The organism is Frankia sp. Hr75.2 (assembly GCF_949319125.1).
GTDB lineage: Bacteria > Actinomycetota > Actinomycetes > Frankiales > Frankiaceae > Parafrankia > Parafrankia soli.
The window spans coordinates 35346-50619 of the sequence record NZ_CASGGV010000221.1; the positions used below are offsets into that span (position 1 = coordinate 35346).

The 15274-nt window shown below is 72.2% G+C and carries 14 protein-coding genes; 4 read left to right on the plus strand and 10 right to left on the minus strand.

The window, feature by feature from the left end; all coding sequences use genetic code 11:
- Position 1: 1 nt before the first annotated feature.
- The 6 genes from AC559T_RS15545 to AC559T_RS15570 all read right to left on the minus strand — a co-directional run bounded on the left by AC559T_RS15545 (position 2) and on the right by AC559T_RS15570 (position 7543).
- Positions 2 to 865 carry an alpha/beta fold hydrolase gene (locus tag AC559T_RS15545; RefSeq protein WP_112105715.1) on the minus strand — a complete coding sequence of 288 codons (864 nt, stop codon included), beginning with the start codon at positions 863 to 865 and terminating at the stop codon, positions 2 to 4.
- 828 nt (positions 866 to 1693) lie between these two features.
- A complete protein-coding gene (locus AC559T_RS15550; protein ID WP_112105714.1) occupies positions 1694 to 2446 on the minus strand; it encodes an IclR family transcriptional regulator in 753 nt (250 codons plus the stop codon).
- Between the two features lie 50 nt (positions 2447 to 2496).
- Complete coding sequence (locus tag AC559T_RS15555) at positions 2497 to 3042, minus strand: nuclear transport factor 2 family protein (protein WP_498869196.1); 546 nt, start codon at positions 3040 to 3042, stop codon at positions 2497 to 2499.
- Positions 3042 to 4040 (minus strand): alpha/beta hydrolase, encoded by a 999-nt coding sequence (locus AC559T_RS15560; RefSeq protein ID WP_498869197.1) that lies wholly within the window; start codon positions 4038 to 4040, stop codon positions 3042 to 3044. Before AC559T_RS15560 ends, AC559T_RS15555 begins: the two co-directional genes overlap by 1 nt.
- The gene (locus AC559T_RS15565) at positions 4040 to 5833 is read right to left on the minus strand and encodes a flavin-containing monooxygenase (protein ID WP_498869198.1); all 1794 of its coding nucleotides are present in this window, start codon (positions 5831 to 5833) and stop codon (positions 4040 to 4042) included. The genes AC559T_RS15560 and AC559T_RS15565 overlap by 1 nt, the downstream gene beginning before the upstream one ends.
- A gap of 45 nt (positions 5834 to 5878) precedes the next feature.
- Positions 5879 to 7543: an FAD-dependent oxidoreductase gene (locus tag AC559T_RS15570; protein WP_498869199.1), complete on the minus strand. Its 1665-nt coding sequence runs from the start codon at positions 7541 to 7543 to the stop codon at positions 5879 to 5881.
- 253 nt (positions 7544 to 7796) lie between these two features.
- On the opposite strand from AC559T_RS15570, the gene AC559T_RS15575 reads away from it, so the two are divergent.
- A complete protein-coding gene (locus AC559T_RS15575; protein ID WP_498869200.1) occupies positions 7797 to 9518 on the plus strand; it encodes a class I adenylate-forming enzyme family protein in 1722 nt (573 codons plus the stop codon).
- Between the two features lie 95 nt (positions 9519 to 9613).
- Here the strand turns inward: AC559T_RS15575 and AC559T_RS15580 are convergent, their stop codons facing one another.
- On the minus strand, positions 9614 to 10654 hold the full coding sequence (locus tag AC559T_RS15580; RefSeq protein ID WP_498869201.1) for a tyrosine-type recombinase/integrase: 1041 nt from the start codon (positions 10652 to 10654) through the stop codon (positions 9614 to 9616).
- 148 nt (positions 10655 to 10802) lie between these two features.
- Positions 10803 to 11288 (minus strand): MarR family winged helix-turn-helix transcriptional regulator, encoded by a 486-nt coding sequence (locus tag AC559T_RS15585; protein WP_498869202.1) that lies wholly within the window; start codon positions 11286 to 11288, stop codon positions 10803 to 10805.
- A 62-nt stretch (positions 11289 to 11350) separates the two neighbouring features.
- Between AC559T_RS15585 and AC559T_RS15590 the strand changes: the two genes are divergently transcribed.
- Genes AC559T_RS15590 through AC559T_RS15600 form a run of 3 tightly spaced genes read left to right on the plus strand, consistent with a single transcriptional unit; the run spans position 11351 to position 12425 of the window.
- Entirely contained in the window at positions 11351 to 11527 is a 177-nt protein-coding gene (locus AC559T_RS15590; RefSeq protein ID WP_498869203.1) for a hypothetical protein, read from the plus strand.
- Positions 11528 to 11532: 5 nt separating this feature from the next.
- Positions 11533 to 12012, plus strand: coding sequence for a class I SAM-dependent methyltransferase (locus tag AC559T_RS15595; RefSeq protein ID WP_498869204.1), 480 nt, complete (start codon positions 11533 to 11535; stop codon positions 12010 to 12012).
- Positions 12009 to 12425, plus strand: a complete 417-nt coding sequence (locus AC559T_RS15600; RefSeq protein WP_498869205.1) for a spore germination protein GerW family protein — start codon at positions 12009 to 12011, stop codon at positions 12423 to 12425. The genes AC559T_RS15595 and AC559T_RS15600 overlap by 4 nt, the downstream gene beginning before the upstream one ends.
- A 144-nt stretch (positions 12426 to 12569) precedes the next feature.
- Here AC559T_RS15600 and AC559T_RS15605 read toward each other — a convergent pair whose 3' ends face one another.
- Both AC559T_RS15605 and AC559T_RS15610 read right to left on the minus strand, forming a co-directional pair.
- On the minus strand, positions 12570 to 13844 hold the full coding sequence (locus AC559T_RS15605) for an MFS transporter (RefSeq protein ID WP_498869206.1): 1275 nt from the start codon (positions 13842 to 13844) through the stop codon (positions 12570 to 12572).
- The gene (locus AC559T_RS15610) at positions 13841 to 15205 is read right to left on the minus strand and encodes an MBL fold metallo-hydrolase (RefSeq protein WP_498869207.1); all 1365 of its coding nucleotides are present in this window, start codon (positions 15203 to 15205) and stop codon (positions 13841 to 13843) included. The genes AC559T_RS15605 and AC559T_RS15610 overlap by 4 nt, the downstream gene beginning before the upstream one ends.
- Positions 15206 to 15274: the final 69 nt, after the last annotated feature.

Here is a 15274-nt window from a genome sequence, read left to right on the forward strand (position 1 = left end):
GTCAGCGCCCCAGCAGGAAGTCGAGGTGCAGACGGTTGAAGGTCTTCGCGTCCTCGTACTGGGGCCAGTGACCGCAGCCGGGCATCACCTCGAAGCGGGCGCCCGGGATCATCGAGGCGATCCGGCCGCCCTCCTCGACGTCTGCGGTCGGGTCGTCGCTCGTCCACAGCACCAGCGTGGGTGCGGTGATGGCGCCGTACTCGGCCGGGCCGAGCAGGTTACGCGCCCTGATCGCCGGATCCTGCAGCGCCATGATGTCGCTCATCGCCGCGGTGAAGCCGGGCTGCCGGTAGACGCGCTGTCGGCTCGCGACGAGATCGTCGTAGCCCCGGGTCTTGTCCGCCATCAGCCACTTGATCCGGGCCTGGACGGTCGGCCACGTCGGGTCCTCCACCGCCGCCATCGACAGCGTGCGGATGCGCGCCATGACGACCGGATCCGCCTGCGACCCGCCGGCGGTGTTCAGCACCAGCCGGTCGACCCGGTCCGGATGGTCGACGGCCGCGCGGGCCGCCACCCAGCCCCCGAGCGACTCGCCGCTGATGTGGGCGCGGTCCGCGCCGATGGTGTCGAGCACCGCCAGCAGGTGCTCCACGTAGTGCGCGATCTCCAACGGGTGCCCGGGCCGGCCGGTGTACCCGTGCCCGAGCATGTCGATCGCCCACGTCGAGAAATGCTGGGCGTGGGCCTCCAGGTTGCGGACGTAGGCCTCGGCGTGCCCGCCCGAGCCGTGTAACAGGACGAGCACCGGTCCACTCTCATCACCGGCGTGCAGGTATCTCGTCCGCACGCCCGCGACGTCCAGGTACCCCTGCGAGAACGGGACGCCCTGAAGATCACTCCAGATGCTTTCGTACTCCGACACGCGCCTGGCCCATCCCTCTCTCACGCCGCATCCCACTCACGCCGACCTGGCCCACGGATGCGCACTGACCTCACGCTGCGCACTGACTCGCTTTGCGCCCCGACTCGCGCTACACCCTGACTCGTGTGCGAACTATAGAACGTGAGTGTTCGACATATGCACAGTAGGATCGGTGTTCTGAGGTGTCAAGACCGAAGCGGCGGCCCGCGTGCACGCCCGTCCGGCCCGCGGCTGGCGGGCACGGCGCAGCGGCGCAGCCGCGCCCACCGCCACGAGGCAGTGGGCGCGCCAAACATAGGAATCACGGGAAACGCGGGCAGGCGGAGAACGCGGTGCGCGGGAGAACACGACCGCCGGGCGCTGACGCCTGGGCCTGGCCTGGCCTGGACTTGGGCCCGTGGCCCGTGGCCCGTGGTGGCCGTGGTGTCGAGCGGGTGGCAGGCGTGCAGGCGTGCAGGCGTGCTGGGGTCCGGGGCGCAGGCCGGGACCGATCGGCATTCACGTCGGCTGGGCCTTATGCGCGGTGTCGAGCAACCGTGGCGATTGAGTGAGAGCCCGGACTCACTGAGCCGCCACACATCGCTGGGCGGCGGGATTCAGGCTGCATAGATCTTGTTCCCACAGCCTTGGCGCCGTGGTTCCGTGCCCGCCCCGCACCCGCCGGCCGTCGCCCGGCCTCGTGCCGCGCCCGCCCGCCCGGCCTCGTGCCGTGTTCGAGCGCCACGCACGACGTCCGTCCGCGAGCACTCCGTCAGGTCACAATCGGTATCCGGACGACGACGAAAGCCGGACGACGACATCGTCACGGCAAGATCGACCGGACATCGGCTAGCCGGCCTGGCCGAGCCCGGGCACCCGGGCGCCCGACAACCGGTCACCGCCGTCGAAGAGCTGGCCGATCTCGCCGGCGGCCTGCACCATCACCGGGCCCGCGCCGGCCGCCACCTCGGAGCGGAAGGTGACCAGGTGGAGGCACATGAGCGGGCTGGAGGGCCGGGTCGGGATGAGCGCCGCGACGCCGTGCGCCCCGGCCTCTATCTCACCGCTGCTGACCGCGAAGCCGAGCTCGCGCGCGAGCTTCACCCCGGCCGGCTCGCCGGGCTGCGGCGGAAGCGCCGAGGCGAGCGCGTAGCCCGCTGACCCCCGGTCCAGCGGGGTCCGCATGCCGGCGCGGAACGACAGGTGATGAGTTGTGTTGGTGGGTTCGACCAGCGAGACCGCGACCGCTTCCTCACCCTCGGCGACGAAGAGCGCGATCGTGGAGCCGAGTCGCTCGGCCAGCCGCCGCATCGAGGGCAGGGCGAGCTCGCGCAGGCCCGGCAGGTAAGCGTCCGACAGCGACACGAGCCTCGCGCCCGGCCGGTAGACGCCGTTGTCGGCACGGGTGAGAAACCGGAAATCCACGAATGTCTGAAGCAGCCGGTAGGCGATCGACCGATGGATGGAAAGCCGTTCCGCGACTTCCTGGGTGGTCAGGCCCGTCCCGGATTCCGTGACGGCGATGAGGGCCCGCAGACCGCGCGCGAGCGTCTGGCTCCCAGGCTGCGCTTTGACGATCTCCGTCTGGTCGGCTCGGGCCATGGGCTGATGGTATCCGGCCCCGTCAGCGCCCGGCTGCGCGGCGCGGGCTCTCACCCCCGCACCAGGCGCATGATCGCCTGCGACTCGGGTGAGCCGTCAAGGACGCGGTTGCGGCGGTCCCGGATCCGCCAGCCGGCAGGTGTGCGCAGCAGCGTCCAGTGGTTGACCGCGGCCCGCCACAGAAACCACCGGTCATCCTCCCTGAGGACCACGAAGGAATAGCCGACGGCCTCCGCCGTGTCACCGCTGACGGTGACGCGAGGCGGGGCGGTGAGGTGCGCGACGCCGGCGGCGACCAGCCCGGTGTGCGGCTCGGTCCGGTAGAGATCCGCCAGGCCCTGCGGCGCCTCGACCCGGACAGCGCTCCCGGCTGGGACGCCGAACTCGTAGCCGCCGCCGCTGATCCACAGGTCGGCCGCCTCTTCCGCCGACCCGCTGTCGACCAGAGGGCCGTAGCTGTTGAGCAGGCGGAGGATCTCCAGCTGGTCCTCGGCCGCCCGCAGCCGTGCCTCCAGCCGCCGGAGCCTGCTCTCCACCTCCGCCAGGCCAGCCACGTCCGCCAGGTTCGCCACGTCCGCCAGGTTCTCCCCGGCCATCAGGGCCGCTCGCCGGCTTCCTGGGATCCGTCCGCCGGCACGAACGCGGCGGCCAGCGCCGCGTAGACGTCCCGCAGGAACTGCGCGGTGCGCGGGGTGCGCGGCGGCGCGCCGAACCCGCCGTGGATGACCCCGGGGTACACGTGCAGCTCGGTCGGCACGCCCGCGGCCGACAGGCGTGCCGCGTAGGCGACGTTCTCGTCCACGAACCCGTCGACGTCGCCGATCCCGAGGAAGGCCGGCGCGAGCCCGGCGAGGTCTTCCGCCCGCGCCGGCGCCGCGCCGGGCGGGACCTCGCCGCCCTCGAGCGACCCGAGATAGGCCGCCCAGCACAACCGGTTGGCCCGCAGATGCCACAGGCCCCAGTGGCCCGGGTCCTCGATCGCGCGGATCGAGGGGGTCAGCTCACGGTCGTCGAGCATCGGGTAGATCAGCAGCTGCAGCGCCGGCTGGGGGACGCCGAGGTCCCGCAGCCGCAGGCACAGTCCGGCGGCCAGGCCGGCACCCGCGCTCGCCCCGCCCAGGACCAGTCGGGCCGGGTCGACCCCGAAGTCGGCCGGGTTCGCGCTGACCCGGCGCCAGACGGTCTCCGCGTCCTCCAGGCCCGCCGGGTAGGGGTGCTCCGGGGCCAGCCGCCAGTCGACCGAGGCGACGGTGCAGCCGAGCTCGATGACCATCCGGTCGAGGCGGTCGTCGTTCTCGTCCAGGTTCCCCATGATGTAGGCGCCGCCGTGCAGCCAGAGGAGGAAGGGCAGCGCCGCCCCGGCGGGGGCGTCGGCGGGGCGGTACCAGCGCACCCGCACGTCGGGACGGCCGTCCATGCCCGGGATGACCTGGTCGCGACGCCGGACCCGCGGATCCTCGGGGGCGGGCGGCGGGCCGACCGCCGCGTACGAGCGCCGGATCGTCGCGATGCTCGTCAGGTCCCAGCGCGCCAGCCGGTCGAGCAGCGCCACGGTCCCGGGTTCGACCCGTTTGTGCACGTCGATGGCGGCCATCAGTCGCCGTCGGCCCGGTCCGGGTTCATCGGCTCGACACCGACCTCGATCGCCTTGATCAGCAGTGCCGTGAACCGGGTGTAGAAGCGGGCCATCCGGATGAACCCGGTGCCGAACCACAGCCCGGGCTGGGCGGAACGACGCCACGTGTTCGCGTACTCGCCGTCCGCGGCCCGGCCGTACGCCTTGTCGATCCGGTCCGCCGCCGAGCCCAGCGTGGGCTTGATGTGGCCCCAGAACTGGTGGTAGCCGGTGGCGAAGACGATCAGGTCGACGTCGAGGGTCGAGCCGTCGGTGAAGACCACCGTCCGGTCCCTGACCTCGGCCACCTCGACGCCCTGTTTGAGGTGCACCAGGCCGTCCGCGATCAGTTCGGACGCGCCGATGTTGATCTGGTAGGCGTCCTTGCCGGACATGTGGGCGCCGATGATGCCGGTGCCGTCCGGGCCCCACTCGAGCTTGAAGCCCCGCGCGGTGAGACCGTCGAGCAGATCCTGGTCGGCCGCCGCGGCGAGCTTCACCAGCTTCTTGTTGAGCTCGTCGACCCGCTCGTTGGGCAACGAGTAGGTCATCTGGTCCGCGAAGTCCGGGGTGTAGGGCATGTCCTCGGTGAACAGCGTCGACCAGTACCGGTGGTAGGACTCGTAGCTCACCACGTAGGTCGCGCTGCGCTGCAGCATCGTGACGTCCGCGCCGTGCTCGTACAGGTCGTGCGCGATCTCGTGGCCGCTCACGCCGGCCCCGATCACCAGCGCCTTCTTCCCCGCGAAGTCGGCGCCGTACTGGAACTCGTCCGAGTGCGCCGTCATGCCGGGGAAGGTCTCGATCCCCTTGATCGCGGGGATCTTCGGGGATCCGAACAGGCCGCCCGCCACGACGAAGTGCCGCGGGTGCAGTTCCCGGACCGAGCCGTCGCCGCGCCGGACCCGGATCGTCCACCGCTGGGCGTCCTCGTCGAAGTGCCCGTCGAGGAACGTGGTGGACGTCCACACGTTGAGGTCGAGCAGGTTCGCGTACGACTCCAGCCAGTCGGCGAACTTGTCCTTCGGGGTGTGCGCCGGCCAGGACGGCGGCAGCGACAGGTAGGGCAGATGGTCCCCGAAGACGGTGCTGTGCAGGGCCAGCGACGCGTAGCGCTTGCGCCAGGTGTCCCCGACCCGGGCCTCGCGGTCGATGACGAGCGTCGGCACGTCGAGCGCGCCGAGCCGGGCCGCGATGGCCAGCCCGTTGTGCCCCGCGCCGAGCACGAGCACCGCGGGCTCGCTGTCCTCGAAGGCGATCTCCTTCTCGCGGTCGCTCGACCACCGGGTGCGGTCGGGCACGATCCCGTAGACCTTGCCGTCCCGGCGATGGTGACGCACCCGTTCCGGATGGGCCTGCAGTCCTATCACCTGGGTCTGCAGGATCGACACCACGAAGTGCCCCGCGCTCGGTACGAGCAGCACATAGCCACGGTCGATCCGGTCCGTGGTGGTGAAGTCGAAGAACGCGTTGATGGCGCCGTCGGTGACGACCGGCGGCTGCTCCCTGCTGGGCCGGAAGTCGGCGGCGTTCCAGGCCTTCGCCAGCTCGGTGAGCCGGGTGACGGTCTCCTCCCGCCCGACCGTGTGGTGGAAGTCCCAGGGGAAGGCCATGAAGTCCCGCCAGGTCGCCTCCGGGAGGAAGAGCGCGGCGAGGTCGGACGTGGATCCGCTCCGCAGGGCCGCCGCGAAGTCGGCGAGCCATCCGGCGAAGATGTCCTCGGCGTCCCGCACGGTGATCGCCTCGGCCGGATTCTCTAAGGTCTCAGTCATTGTCTCGCTCTTCGCCCCAATTCCCGGTGATCTACTGGCTTCGGGTCAGCTTCCGGATCGTTCGCTCAGGACCGGCGACCGGGCGCCGGACGCCGGGTCGCTCGCCGCCGCACGCCCGGCGTAGAGACCCCACACCCCGGCGACGGCCAGTGTCGCCCCGGCACCGCCGTACACCATGCCGGACGGACTCGCCATCACGTTCCCCGCGGCGTAGAGCCCGCGGATCACGTCGCCGTCGACGTCCAGGACCCGGCCCTCCCGGTCGGTCCGGGGGCCGCCCTTGGTGCCGAGCGCCGACGACCCGACCTCGACGCCGTAGAACGGCGCGGTCTCGACCGGGCCCAGCGTGGAGAGGACCGATTCGGGATCGAGCACCCGGCCGCCGGGGAACCGGTCGTAGGCGTTGTCGCCGCGGCCGAAGTCGGGGTCGGTGCCGGCACGGGCATGCTCGTTGAACCGCCGCACGGTCGCCGCGACCTCGGCCGCGGGCAGGCCGAGCCGGCCCGCCAGCGCGTCCAGGGTGTCCGCGCGCTCCAGCCAGTCCGGCACCGCGCCGCCGGGCGCCCCGCCGAAGACACCGAACCGGTCGACGGTCGACTGGTCGAAGATCATGTAGCTCGGCAGGTTCGGGTACTCGAACTTCGACGCGTCGAGCTGGTGGTAGGCGCCGCCGAAGGCGTTGTAGTTCGCCGCCTCGTTGGCGAAACGGCGGCCGTGGCCGTTGACCATGATCGAACCGGGCAGCGCGCGCTCCCGGGCGGTCAGCAGCCCGTTGCGGGCTCCGTCACGGCGATGCCCGGGAAGGCTGACGACCGGGGCCCACCAGGCCTCCCGCATGTTGCCGAGCTGGGCGCCGACCCGCATCGCCATCCGCAGCCCGTCGCCGGTGTTGGACGGCGCGCCGATGGCCCGGGTCAGCGGCCCGCGCAGGAAGTCGCGGACGAGATCGGCGTCGTACTCGAAACCGCCGGTGGCGAGCACGACCGCGCCCGTGCGCACCGACCGGGTGCCGTCGGGGGTCGCGATCTCGATCCCGGTGACGGCGCCGTCCCCGGTGACCAACCGCAGGCCGCGCGTCCGGGTGGCGACGTGCACCCCACGCCGCAGGCAGGCCTGGAGCAGACCGCCGACCAGCGCCCGGCCGAGGCCCTCCGCGCGGTTCTTCTCCCGCTCGGCGAGCAGGTCCGGCTCCAGCGCGCCGGTGCCCCCGCCCAGCGGCATCTCGCGGATGAGCAGCCGGCTGGTGTCGCCCGCGATGCGGTCCTCCCATTCCTCGAACCCGAGGAAGGAGAAAAGGCCGACCTCGATCGACCGTCCCCCGCGGGGCAGGCCGCCGGGACGTTCCGGGTGATAGTCGGGATAGCCCTCGACCAGGTGGAAACGGAGATCCGTCTGCCGCTCGACGAAGTCGACCAGCTCCGGACCGCCGTCGACGAGCGCCTCGGCCAGCTCCGGGAGAATCATCCCGTTCGACAGACTCGCCAGGTAGGCCAGGCCGTCCGCGCGGGAATCCTTGATGCCGGCCGCCCGGGCCGGCTGGTTGGCGGGGACCCAGATCGTCCCGCCGGACAGCGCGGTCGTGCCGCCGAGCAGCTCCGCCTTCTCGAACACGGCGACGCGGGCGCCCTCCACGGCCGCGGCGAGCGCCGCGGTCAGCCCCGCCGCGCCCGACCCGAGAACCACCACGTCGTACGTCTCATGCTCGTGCATCGCATGCCCCCGTCACTGGGAGAGGTTCGGAACCGCCCGGCTGGCCGGCACCGGGACCGCGTCGGCACGGCGCCCGCGGGCCGCGGCGCCCGCCTGGGCCGCTCTGCCGCTCGACTGTGGATCACCTGTCGCCGTAGAGCGCCCGCCACCGTGCATTATGTGCGACATAGTGTTCAATAGGTGCTCAAGCTAATAAGCTCCCGGAGGGGTGTCAAGCCCGACCGAACCCTGCGCAGACCCGAGGGGCTGATCAATGCCGACCGATTCCGCGAGCGAGGACGTCCTCTCGACCGCCCGGCCATGGCTCGCCGCGTACCCACCGCGGATCGACCCGTCGCCGCGCCTCGCCCACTCCTCGATCGTCGACGCGTGGCGGGACCGGGTGGCCGGTAACCCCGGCCGGACGGCGGTGCGGTACTTCGACGGCTCCCTCAGCGCGGCCGAACTCGACGCCCACACCGACGCCCTCGCCGCCGAGCTGCAGGAACGGGACGTCCGGCCGGGCGACCGCGTGGGCGTCTACCTGCAGAACGTGCCGTACTACCCGATCAGCCTGCTGGCGATCTGGAAGGCCGGCGGCATCGCGGTGCCGCTCAACCCGATGTACCGCGGACGCGAACTGCGGCGCCTGATCGACGACTCCGGCACCACGGGGATCATCCTGGCCCGCGGGACCGACGCCCAGACCCGCGAGACGCTCGCGGGCAGCACCGTCCGCTGGCTGTTATCCGCCTCCGCTCGCGACTTCCAGACGGCGGACGACCCGCGGGTGTTCGGCACCGGCGGCGATCCCGCGCCGTCACCTGACGGCGATCTGGCTGCGATCCTGACGCGACGGCGGGGGCAGCACCCCGAGCCGGTCGAGACCACCCTGGACGACACCGCCTTCCTCACCTACACCTCCGGCACCACGGGCCCACCCAAGGGCGCGCTGAACACACACCGGAACTTCCTGAACTCGGTGCTGAACTACGGCCGCTGGCTCCTTCTCGAGCCCGGCGACGTGGTGTTCGCGATCGCCCCCCTCTTCCACATCACCGGGCTTTCCCTGAACGCGGGCATCGCCCTGCTGAACGACACGACACTGAGCATGAGCGGCCGCTTCGAGCCCTCGGTCGCGCTCGAGGCCTTCCGTGACCACGGTGTGACGACCACCATCGGTTCGATCACGGCGTTCAACGCCTTTTTCCGGGTGGACGGCGCGGGCCCCGAGCATTTCGCCACGGTGAAGCGGCTCTATTCCGGCGGCGCGCCCATCCCGCCGTCGACGGTGGAGGCCTTCCGGTCGAGGTTCGGGCCCTACCTGCACAACATCTGGGGCATGACCGAGACGACCGGCGGGGGCATCGCCGTGCCCCCCGGCGCGGCGGCACCCGTGCACGGCCCGAGCGGCACCCTGTCGATCGGCGTGCCGATGCAGAACGTCGACGTGTGGATCACCGACGGGAGCGGCGCGCCACGACCGCCGGGCGTCGAGGGCGAGCTGGTCATCTCCGCGCCGCAGGTCATCCCCGGCTACTGGCGCAACCCCGAGGCGTCGGCGCACGCGCTGGCGGGCGGGCGGCTGCGCACCGGGGATGTCGCCGTCCTCGACGCCGCCGGCTGGGTCTATCTCGTCGACCGGGTCAAGGACCAGATCAACACGTCGGGCTTCAAGGTCTGGCCGCGCGAGGTCGAGGACGTCCTGTACGAGCACCCCGACGTCTTCGAGGCCGCCGTGGTCGGCCTGCCGGACGCCTACCGCGGCGAGACCGTGGCGGCCTACGTGTCGCTGCGCGACGGCGCGGCCACCACTCCCGAGGAGCTGACCGCCTTCGCCCGGGAGCGGCTCGCCGCGTACAAGTACCCGCGCCGGATCTCGATTCTTCCGGAGCTGCCGAAGACCGCCACCGGCAAGATCCAGCGGGCGGTGCTGCGTGAGCAGGCCCCCGCGGGACAGGTGGCCCCGGCCGCGCCGCGGGCGGAACCCGGCTGACGAGCGGCCCTGGCCCGCTCCCGCACCGACGCGGGAGCGGGGGCGGCCCTGGCCCGCTTCGGGGTGCTATTAACCGCGGTGTCACCAGCCCCAAATCAGGACGGTCCTGGTGCTCTTCGCCGTGTGGCGGGGTCGAGGTGGGCGACGTGGGAGGCAACGGCGTCCACGCCGGGGCGGGCGTAGCGCTCCAGGGATCGGGCGGTGGCGTGTCGGGAGCGGGCGAGCAGCATGGGGGTCGAGGTTCCGGATTCGGCGTCGTGGGTCAGCGCGGCGTGCCGGAGTTGGTGGAGCGTGAACCCGCGTGCCTGGCCGTTGGGGCTGGTGATGGCGCGGGTTTGGTACTCGAACAGTTCGGCGGCTCGTCGGTACGACAGTCGGGCGCGGCCGGTGGTTGGGCAGGTGTCGAGCATCGGGGTGCGCGACGGGGCCTTGCGGTCAGTCAGGAACAGCGGCCCGCGGGTGCGACCGGCGATGAGGCGCGGGAGTAGTTGGGCGGTGCCGGACTGCCAGTGGATCCATTCGATCGCGCCGCCTTTGGCGATAGTGCGGGCGCGTTTGTTCGGGAGGTCGAGGTCCTCGATGTTCAGGCACAGGACCTCTTCGGCGCGTGCGGCGGATTCGTACAGCAGCCGCCACAGCGTCTTTTCGCGCAGCGGCGCCTCCAGCCGGAACAGCCGCTCGACCTGCTCGCGGGGCAGGGCGCGGGTGCGGTCGTACGGCGCGGGTCTGCGCTCCAGGCCTAATGTCGGATCGCTGTCGATCCAGCCTTGTCCGCGCCACCATGCCACCGCGGCGCGTACGACGGCGAGTTCGCGGTTGACGGTGTCCGCGTCGACCTCGGACACCCGCGCCGCGTACGCGGCCGCCAAGCGCTCGGGCAGGGCGGGATCGTCGAGGTCGGCCAGGTCGAGTGCCGGCGGCCGCGCGCCGCGCCGGGCCCGCCCGGGGGGCGGGTGTTGTCCGGCGAGCGGCCAGCACCAGGTGGTGAGGGAGACCCGGTACACGCGCGCCGAACTCGCCGCGATGCCCGCGCTGGTGAGGTAGCGGTCGACCGCTACGGCGTACGTCGCGGGCACCGGGGCGAGCGGGACCACCCGGCCGCGTGGGGGCGGAACCGCGCCGAGGTGACGGTCCATCCCGAACTCCCATCTGCCGCAGTAAATGCGCACACCTCACCCGCCACGTATGGGGAGGGTCCGCAGGTCGCGGGGGACACGCTAGGGGCTCTGCCGCAGTAAATCCGGGATTTACTGCGGCTGTTGCGTCGCGTGCGACCGGCCGGTGTCAGCGGGTCTGCTCGTCGCATCCCGGTACACGGGCGGTGCGCAGACGCGCGGTGACGGTGGCGACGGTGGCGGTGAAGCCGTTCAGGTGTGCGGTAGGGATGCCGGCGAACAGCGCGGCGGCCATGTCGTCGCGTCCTGCCCGCAGCCTGGTGACGGCGGTGCGGCCGTGGTCGGTGAGGTGGACCAGGGTGGCGCGGCGGTCGGTGGGGTGCGGGGCGCGGTGGATGTAGCCGTCGACTTGGAGGGCGTCGAGCAGGCCGGTGACGTTGCGGGGGGTGACATCGAGCGCGTCGGCGAGGGCGCGCTGGGTCATGGGTCCGTCGTGCAGCAGCACCCATAGCAGCCTGGCGCGGGCGAGAGTGAGGCCGTGGGCTTCGATGCCGTGCTCCATCAGCGTTCCGAGGACTTCGGCCAGTTCGAACAGCCGGTTCAGGGACGCGCTGGCGTTCGTCGGCTCCGCCTCGATATCGTGAAGTGACTTCACTATATATTACCTCCTTGATGAGGATAGCGGTCGAACGGCCGCGGGGAAGCGTGGTGGCGGCGATGCCGAGGACTGAGAGAGCGGTGCGCAGGCCGGTGTTCGCGCGGTTCTATGCGCGGGTGGCCGGCCCTGGGCTGGACCGGGCGGGGGCGGGCGAGCACCGCAGGCGCCTGCTGGAGGGGTTGACGGGGCAGGTGCTGGAGGTCGGTGCGACTTTCGGTACTACCCGTCGGATGTAGCGCGGGTGGTGGCGGTCGAGCCGGAGCCGAGGCTGCGGATGCTGGCGGTCGAGGCGGCCGTCACGGCGGCGGTCCCGGTCGAGGTGGTCGACGGTTTGGCTGGGCGCCTCCCCTTCGAGGACGGGGCGTTCGACGCGGTGGTGTTCTGCATGACGCTGTGCTCGGTCCGCGATCCTGACGCGGCGCTGGGGGAGGCGTTCCGGGTACTGCGCCCGGGCGGGCAGGTGCGGTTCTTCGAGCATGTGCGGGCAGACAGCGCGCGGATGCGCCGGGTGCAGAAGGCCGTGGACGCGACGGTGTGGCCGCTGCTGTGCGGGGGTTGCCACACCGGCCGCGTCACCGAGGCCGCGATCCGCGGCGCGGGGTTCGACGTGACCGCGCTGGACCGCTTCGCGTTCCCGGCCACGCGCGTCCCGTTGCCTGCGGCGGCTCACATTCTCGGTACCGCCGTGCGCCCGCACGCGGAAGACGGGGAGGTGCGATGACCGTCTCCGACAGACAAGGCGAACGGCCGGGCCCCGTGCGGGATTCGGCCGACGCGGCGGCGGCGCTGCTGGAGCGGGTGGTGGACCGGATCGGTGCGCGCGCGTCGGTGACGGCGGTGTTCGGGGAGCCGGTCGTGCGCGAGAAGGTCACCGTGGTTCCGGTGGCGCGGATGGCGTTCGGTTTCGGTGGCGGGGCCGGACGCGGCCTGCACGCGAGTCATGCCGGGCAGGGCGGCGGTGGGGGTGATGGGGCGGACACCCGCCCGCAGGGCTTCATCGAGATCACCGCTGCTGGCGCGGTGTTCAAACCGGTCCGTGACCCGTGGACCGACGTCGTCCTGCCCCTGGCCGGCCTCGCGGTGCTCGCCGCGCCCGGCATCGCCCGCGCCTGGTCCAGGCGGCACCCCCGCTAAGCCCCGGATCCGACCGTGGATCTACCGGGTCGGCCCGCAGGGCGTGGACGTGCCGCGGGTGTACTTCTACTTCGTCAAGTACTTCGTCACTGACCGGCGGCAGGGGTAGGCCACCGCAACGGGGGGCGGCTGAGTCCACCGGAGTCATGTGTACGGGTGCGTCTCGTACATGCGGACCGCGACGACGAGGCCGGCGCCGGCGGTGAGCGCGGCGACGGTCCAGATCGCGGCTTGGACGCTGAACAGGTCGGCGACGGCTCCGGCGAGCAGCGCGCCGACGGCGAACCCGCCGTCGCGCCACAGTCGGTAGACGCCGACCGCGCGGGCGCGCCAGGCGGGGTGGGCGACGTCGCCGATCACCGCGAGCAGTGTTGGGTAGACCAGCGCGGTGCCCGCGCCGAGCAGGACTTGGGCGACGGCCCACACGCTGACCGATGTTCCGGCGGCGACCAGGGCGATAGCGGCGGCCTGCAGGAGCATGCCTGCGGTGATGAGGTGTTTGCGGCCGATGTGGTCGGACCACCATCCTGTCAGCATCTGGCCGGCGCCCCAGACTGCCGGGTACACCGCCGCAAGCACGGCGATCTCGGTGACTGTGAGGCCGTGGGCGGCGAACAGCAGCGGGAAGACACCCCAGGCCAGGGCGTCGTTGAGGTTGTTGACCATGCCCGCCCAGCTCGCCGACGACAGCGCCTTGTCGGTCAGGCTGGTGCGCTGGGCGATCTGCCCGGTGGTCAGATCGCCGTGGTGCTCGGGGTTGGCGGGGGCGGGGTGGCGTGCTGCTTCGGCACGCGCGTGGCCGCGGGTCTCACGCACGACCAGGACCGAGAGCCCCAGACCGAGGGCGGCGTACGCGGCGCCGAGGAGGAACGGTTCGGGTCGCAGGCCGGCGTGGGCGGCGATCGCGCCGGTGGCCATCGCGGTCGCGGCGACCGCGACGTATCCGGCCGCTTCGTTGAAGCCCATGGCCAGGCCGCGCCGGGACGGGCCGACCAGGTCGATCTTCATGATGACGGTGGTGGACCAGGTCAGGCCCTGGTTGACCCCGAGCAGCACGTTGGCGAACACGATCGCGCCCCACGACGGGCCCCACGCGAGCAGCGCGGGGACAGGCAGGGCGATCAGCCATCCGGCGATCAGGACGGGTTTGCGGCCGTAGCGGTCGGACCAGGTCCCGGCGAAGAAGTTCGTGACGGCCTTGGTCGCCCCGAACGCGAGGATGTAGGTGAGCATGAATGTGTTGCCGGCGAGGCCGAACTCGTCGCGGGCGAGCAGCGGGAGCACGGTGCGTTCTTGGCCGAGCATGCCGCCGACGAGCGCGTTGACGGTGACGAGCAGCGCGAACTGCGGGAGGTTCTCGCGCAGCCCGAGCCGCACGGTGGGCTCTGCGGGCGCCCCGATGGTGGTGGGGGTGCTCATGCGCCTTCCTTCAGCGCCCGGCCGGTGACGCGGGTCCAGTCGTCCGGCCCGCCGGCGAGCACCGCGAGCCCGGTGCGTCCGGCGCGGGCCAGCACGCTGGCGGCGGTCATCGCCCGTTCGCCGTGGCCGCACATCACCACCGCCCCGTCCGGCGCGGTATCCGCCATCCCTTGCAGGGAGCCGAGTTCGGTGTGCAGCGCGCCGGGCAGGTGCCCGGCGGTGAACTCCGCGTCCTGCCGCACATCCAGCACCGGCCGGTCGCCGATGGCCGCGGGGGTGAGGAACCCGAGGGTGGTCTGCGGGCCGCCGTCGGCGCGCCAGGCGTCCATGGCGCCTGCCAGGTGCCCAGCGATCCGCTCGTATCCGATCTTCGCGGCCTGCCAGGCGACGTCGGCCAGATCCTGGCCCGGATCGGCGACGAACACCAGCGGCGCGTCGTCGGGGACCAGCCAGCCCAGCCAGGTCGCGAACTGCTCGCGCAGCGGGTTCGACAGCGCGCCGGGGATGTGGCCTGACGCGAAGGCCGCTGCCGGCCGTACGTCCACGACCTGCGCGCCTGCCTCGACGAGCCGCCGCACGTCGAGGGGGCTCAGCGCAGGCACGGACAGGGTGGCGTCCAGGAGTGTGGGGCCACGGCGGTTGATCTCGGCGAGGCGGTCGAAGTACGCCGGGTACGAGCCGAGCGAACCGAGCAGCGCGGCGACGAAAGCGTCCTCGCCGGCGGCCGCGAGCAGGTTGTTCGTCCGCTTCTGCGCACCGACGGTGCTGGTCCGTTCCGCGCCGGGAGGTGCCGAGCAGAACGACCCGGCCCCGTGGGTGGGCCACAGTGCCGTCTCCTGTGGCAGCTGCGCTATCCGGCGCACCGACCGGTACTGCGCGCGGGCCAGTTCCTCCGCACGGTCCGCGCCCAGCAGATCGGTGCGGGCGGCCGAGCCGACGATGAGCGATCCGCCGGAGAACACCCCGAGCTCGCGTGTCCCGTCGAGCAGCAGGAAGGACAGGTGTTCGTCGGTGTGTCCCGGGGTGGCAAGCGCACGCAGGGTCAGCCCGCCCAGGTCCACCTCGTCACCGTCGCCGAGGCCGGTGTGCGCGAACGCCCGACGCCCGGCGGCAGAGGCGAGCACGGTCGCGCCGTCGTCGGCGGACAGCTGCAGTGCGCCGGACAGGAAGTCCGCGTGCAGGTGCGTGTCGGCCGCGTACGCCACGGTCAGGCCGCGCCGCGCGGCCGCGGCACGCAGGGTGCGCAGGTCGCGGGAGGCGTCCACCGCCAGCGCGCGGCCCTCGCCCAGATCGACCAGGTAGGCGCTGTTACCCAGCCCCGCGTCGACCAGCGGTATCAGGTGATCGTCGGTGAAACCCACAGCGTCCTCCAGACACCAGCAGGGTGAGGTCACGGACCCCCCGACCCGCTACTACAATATTCCATGGAT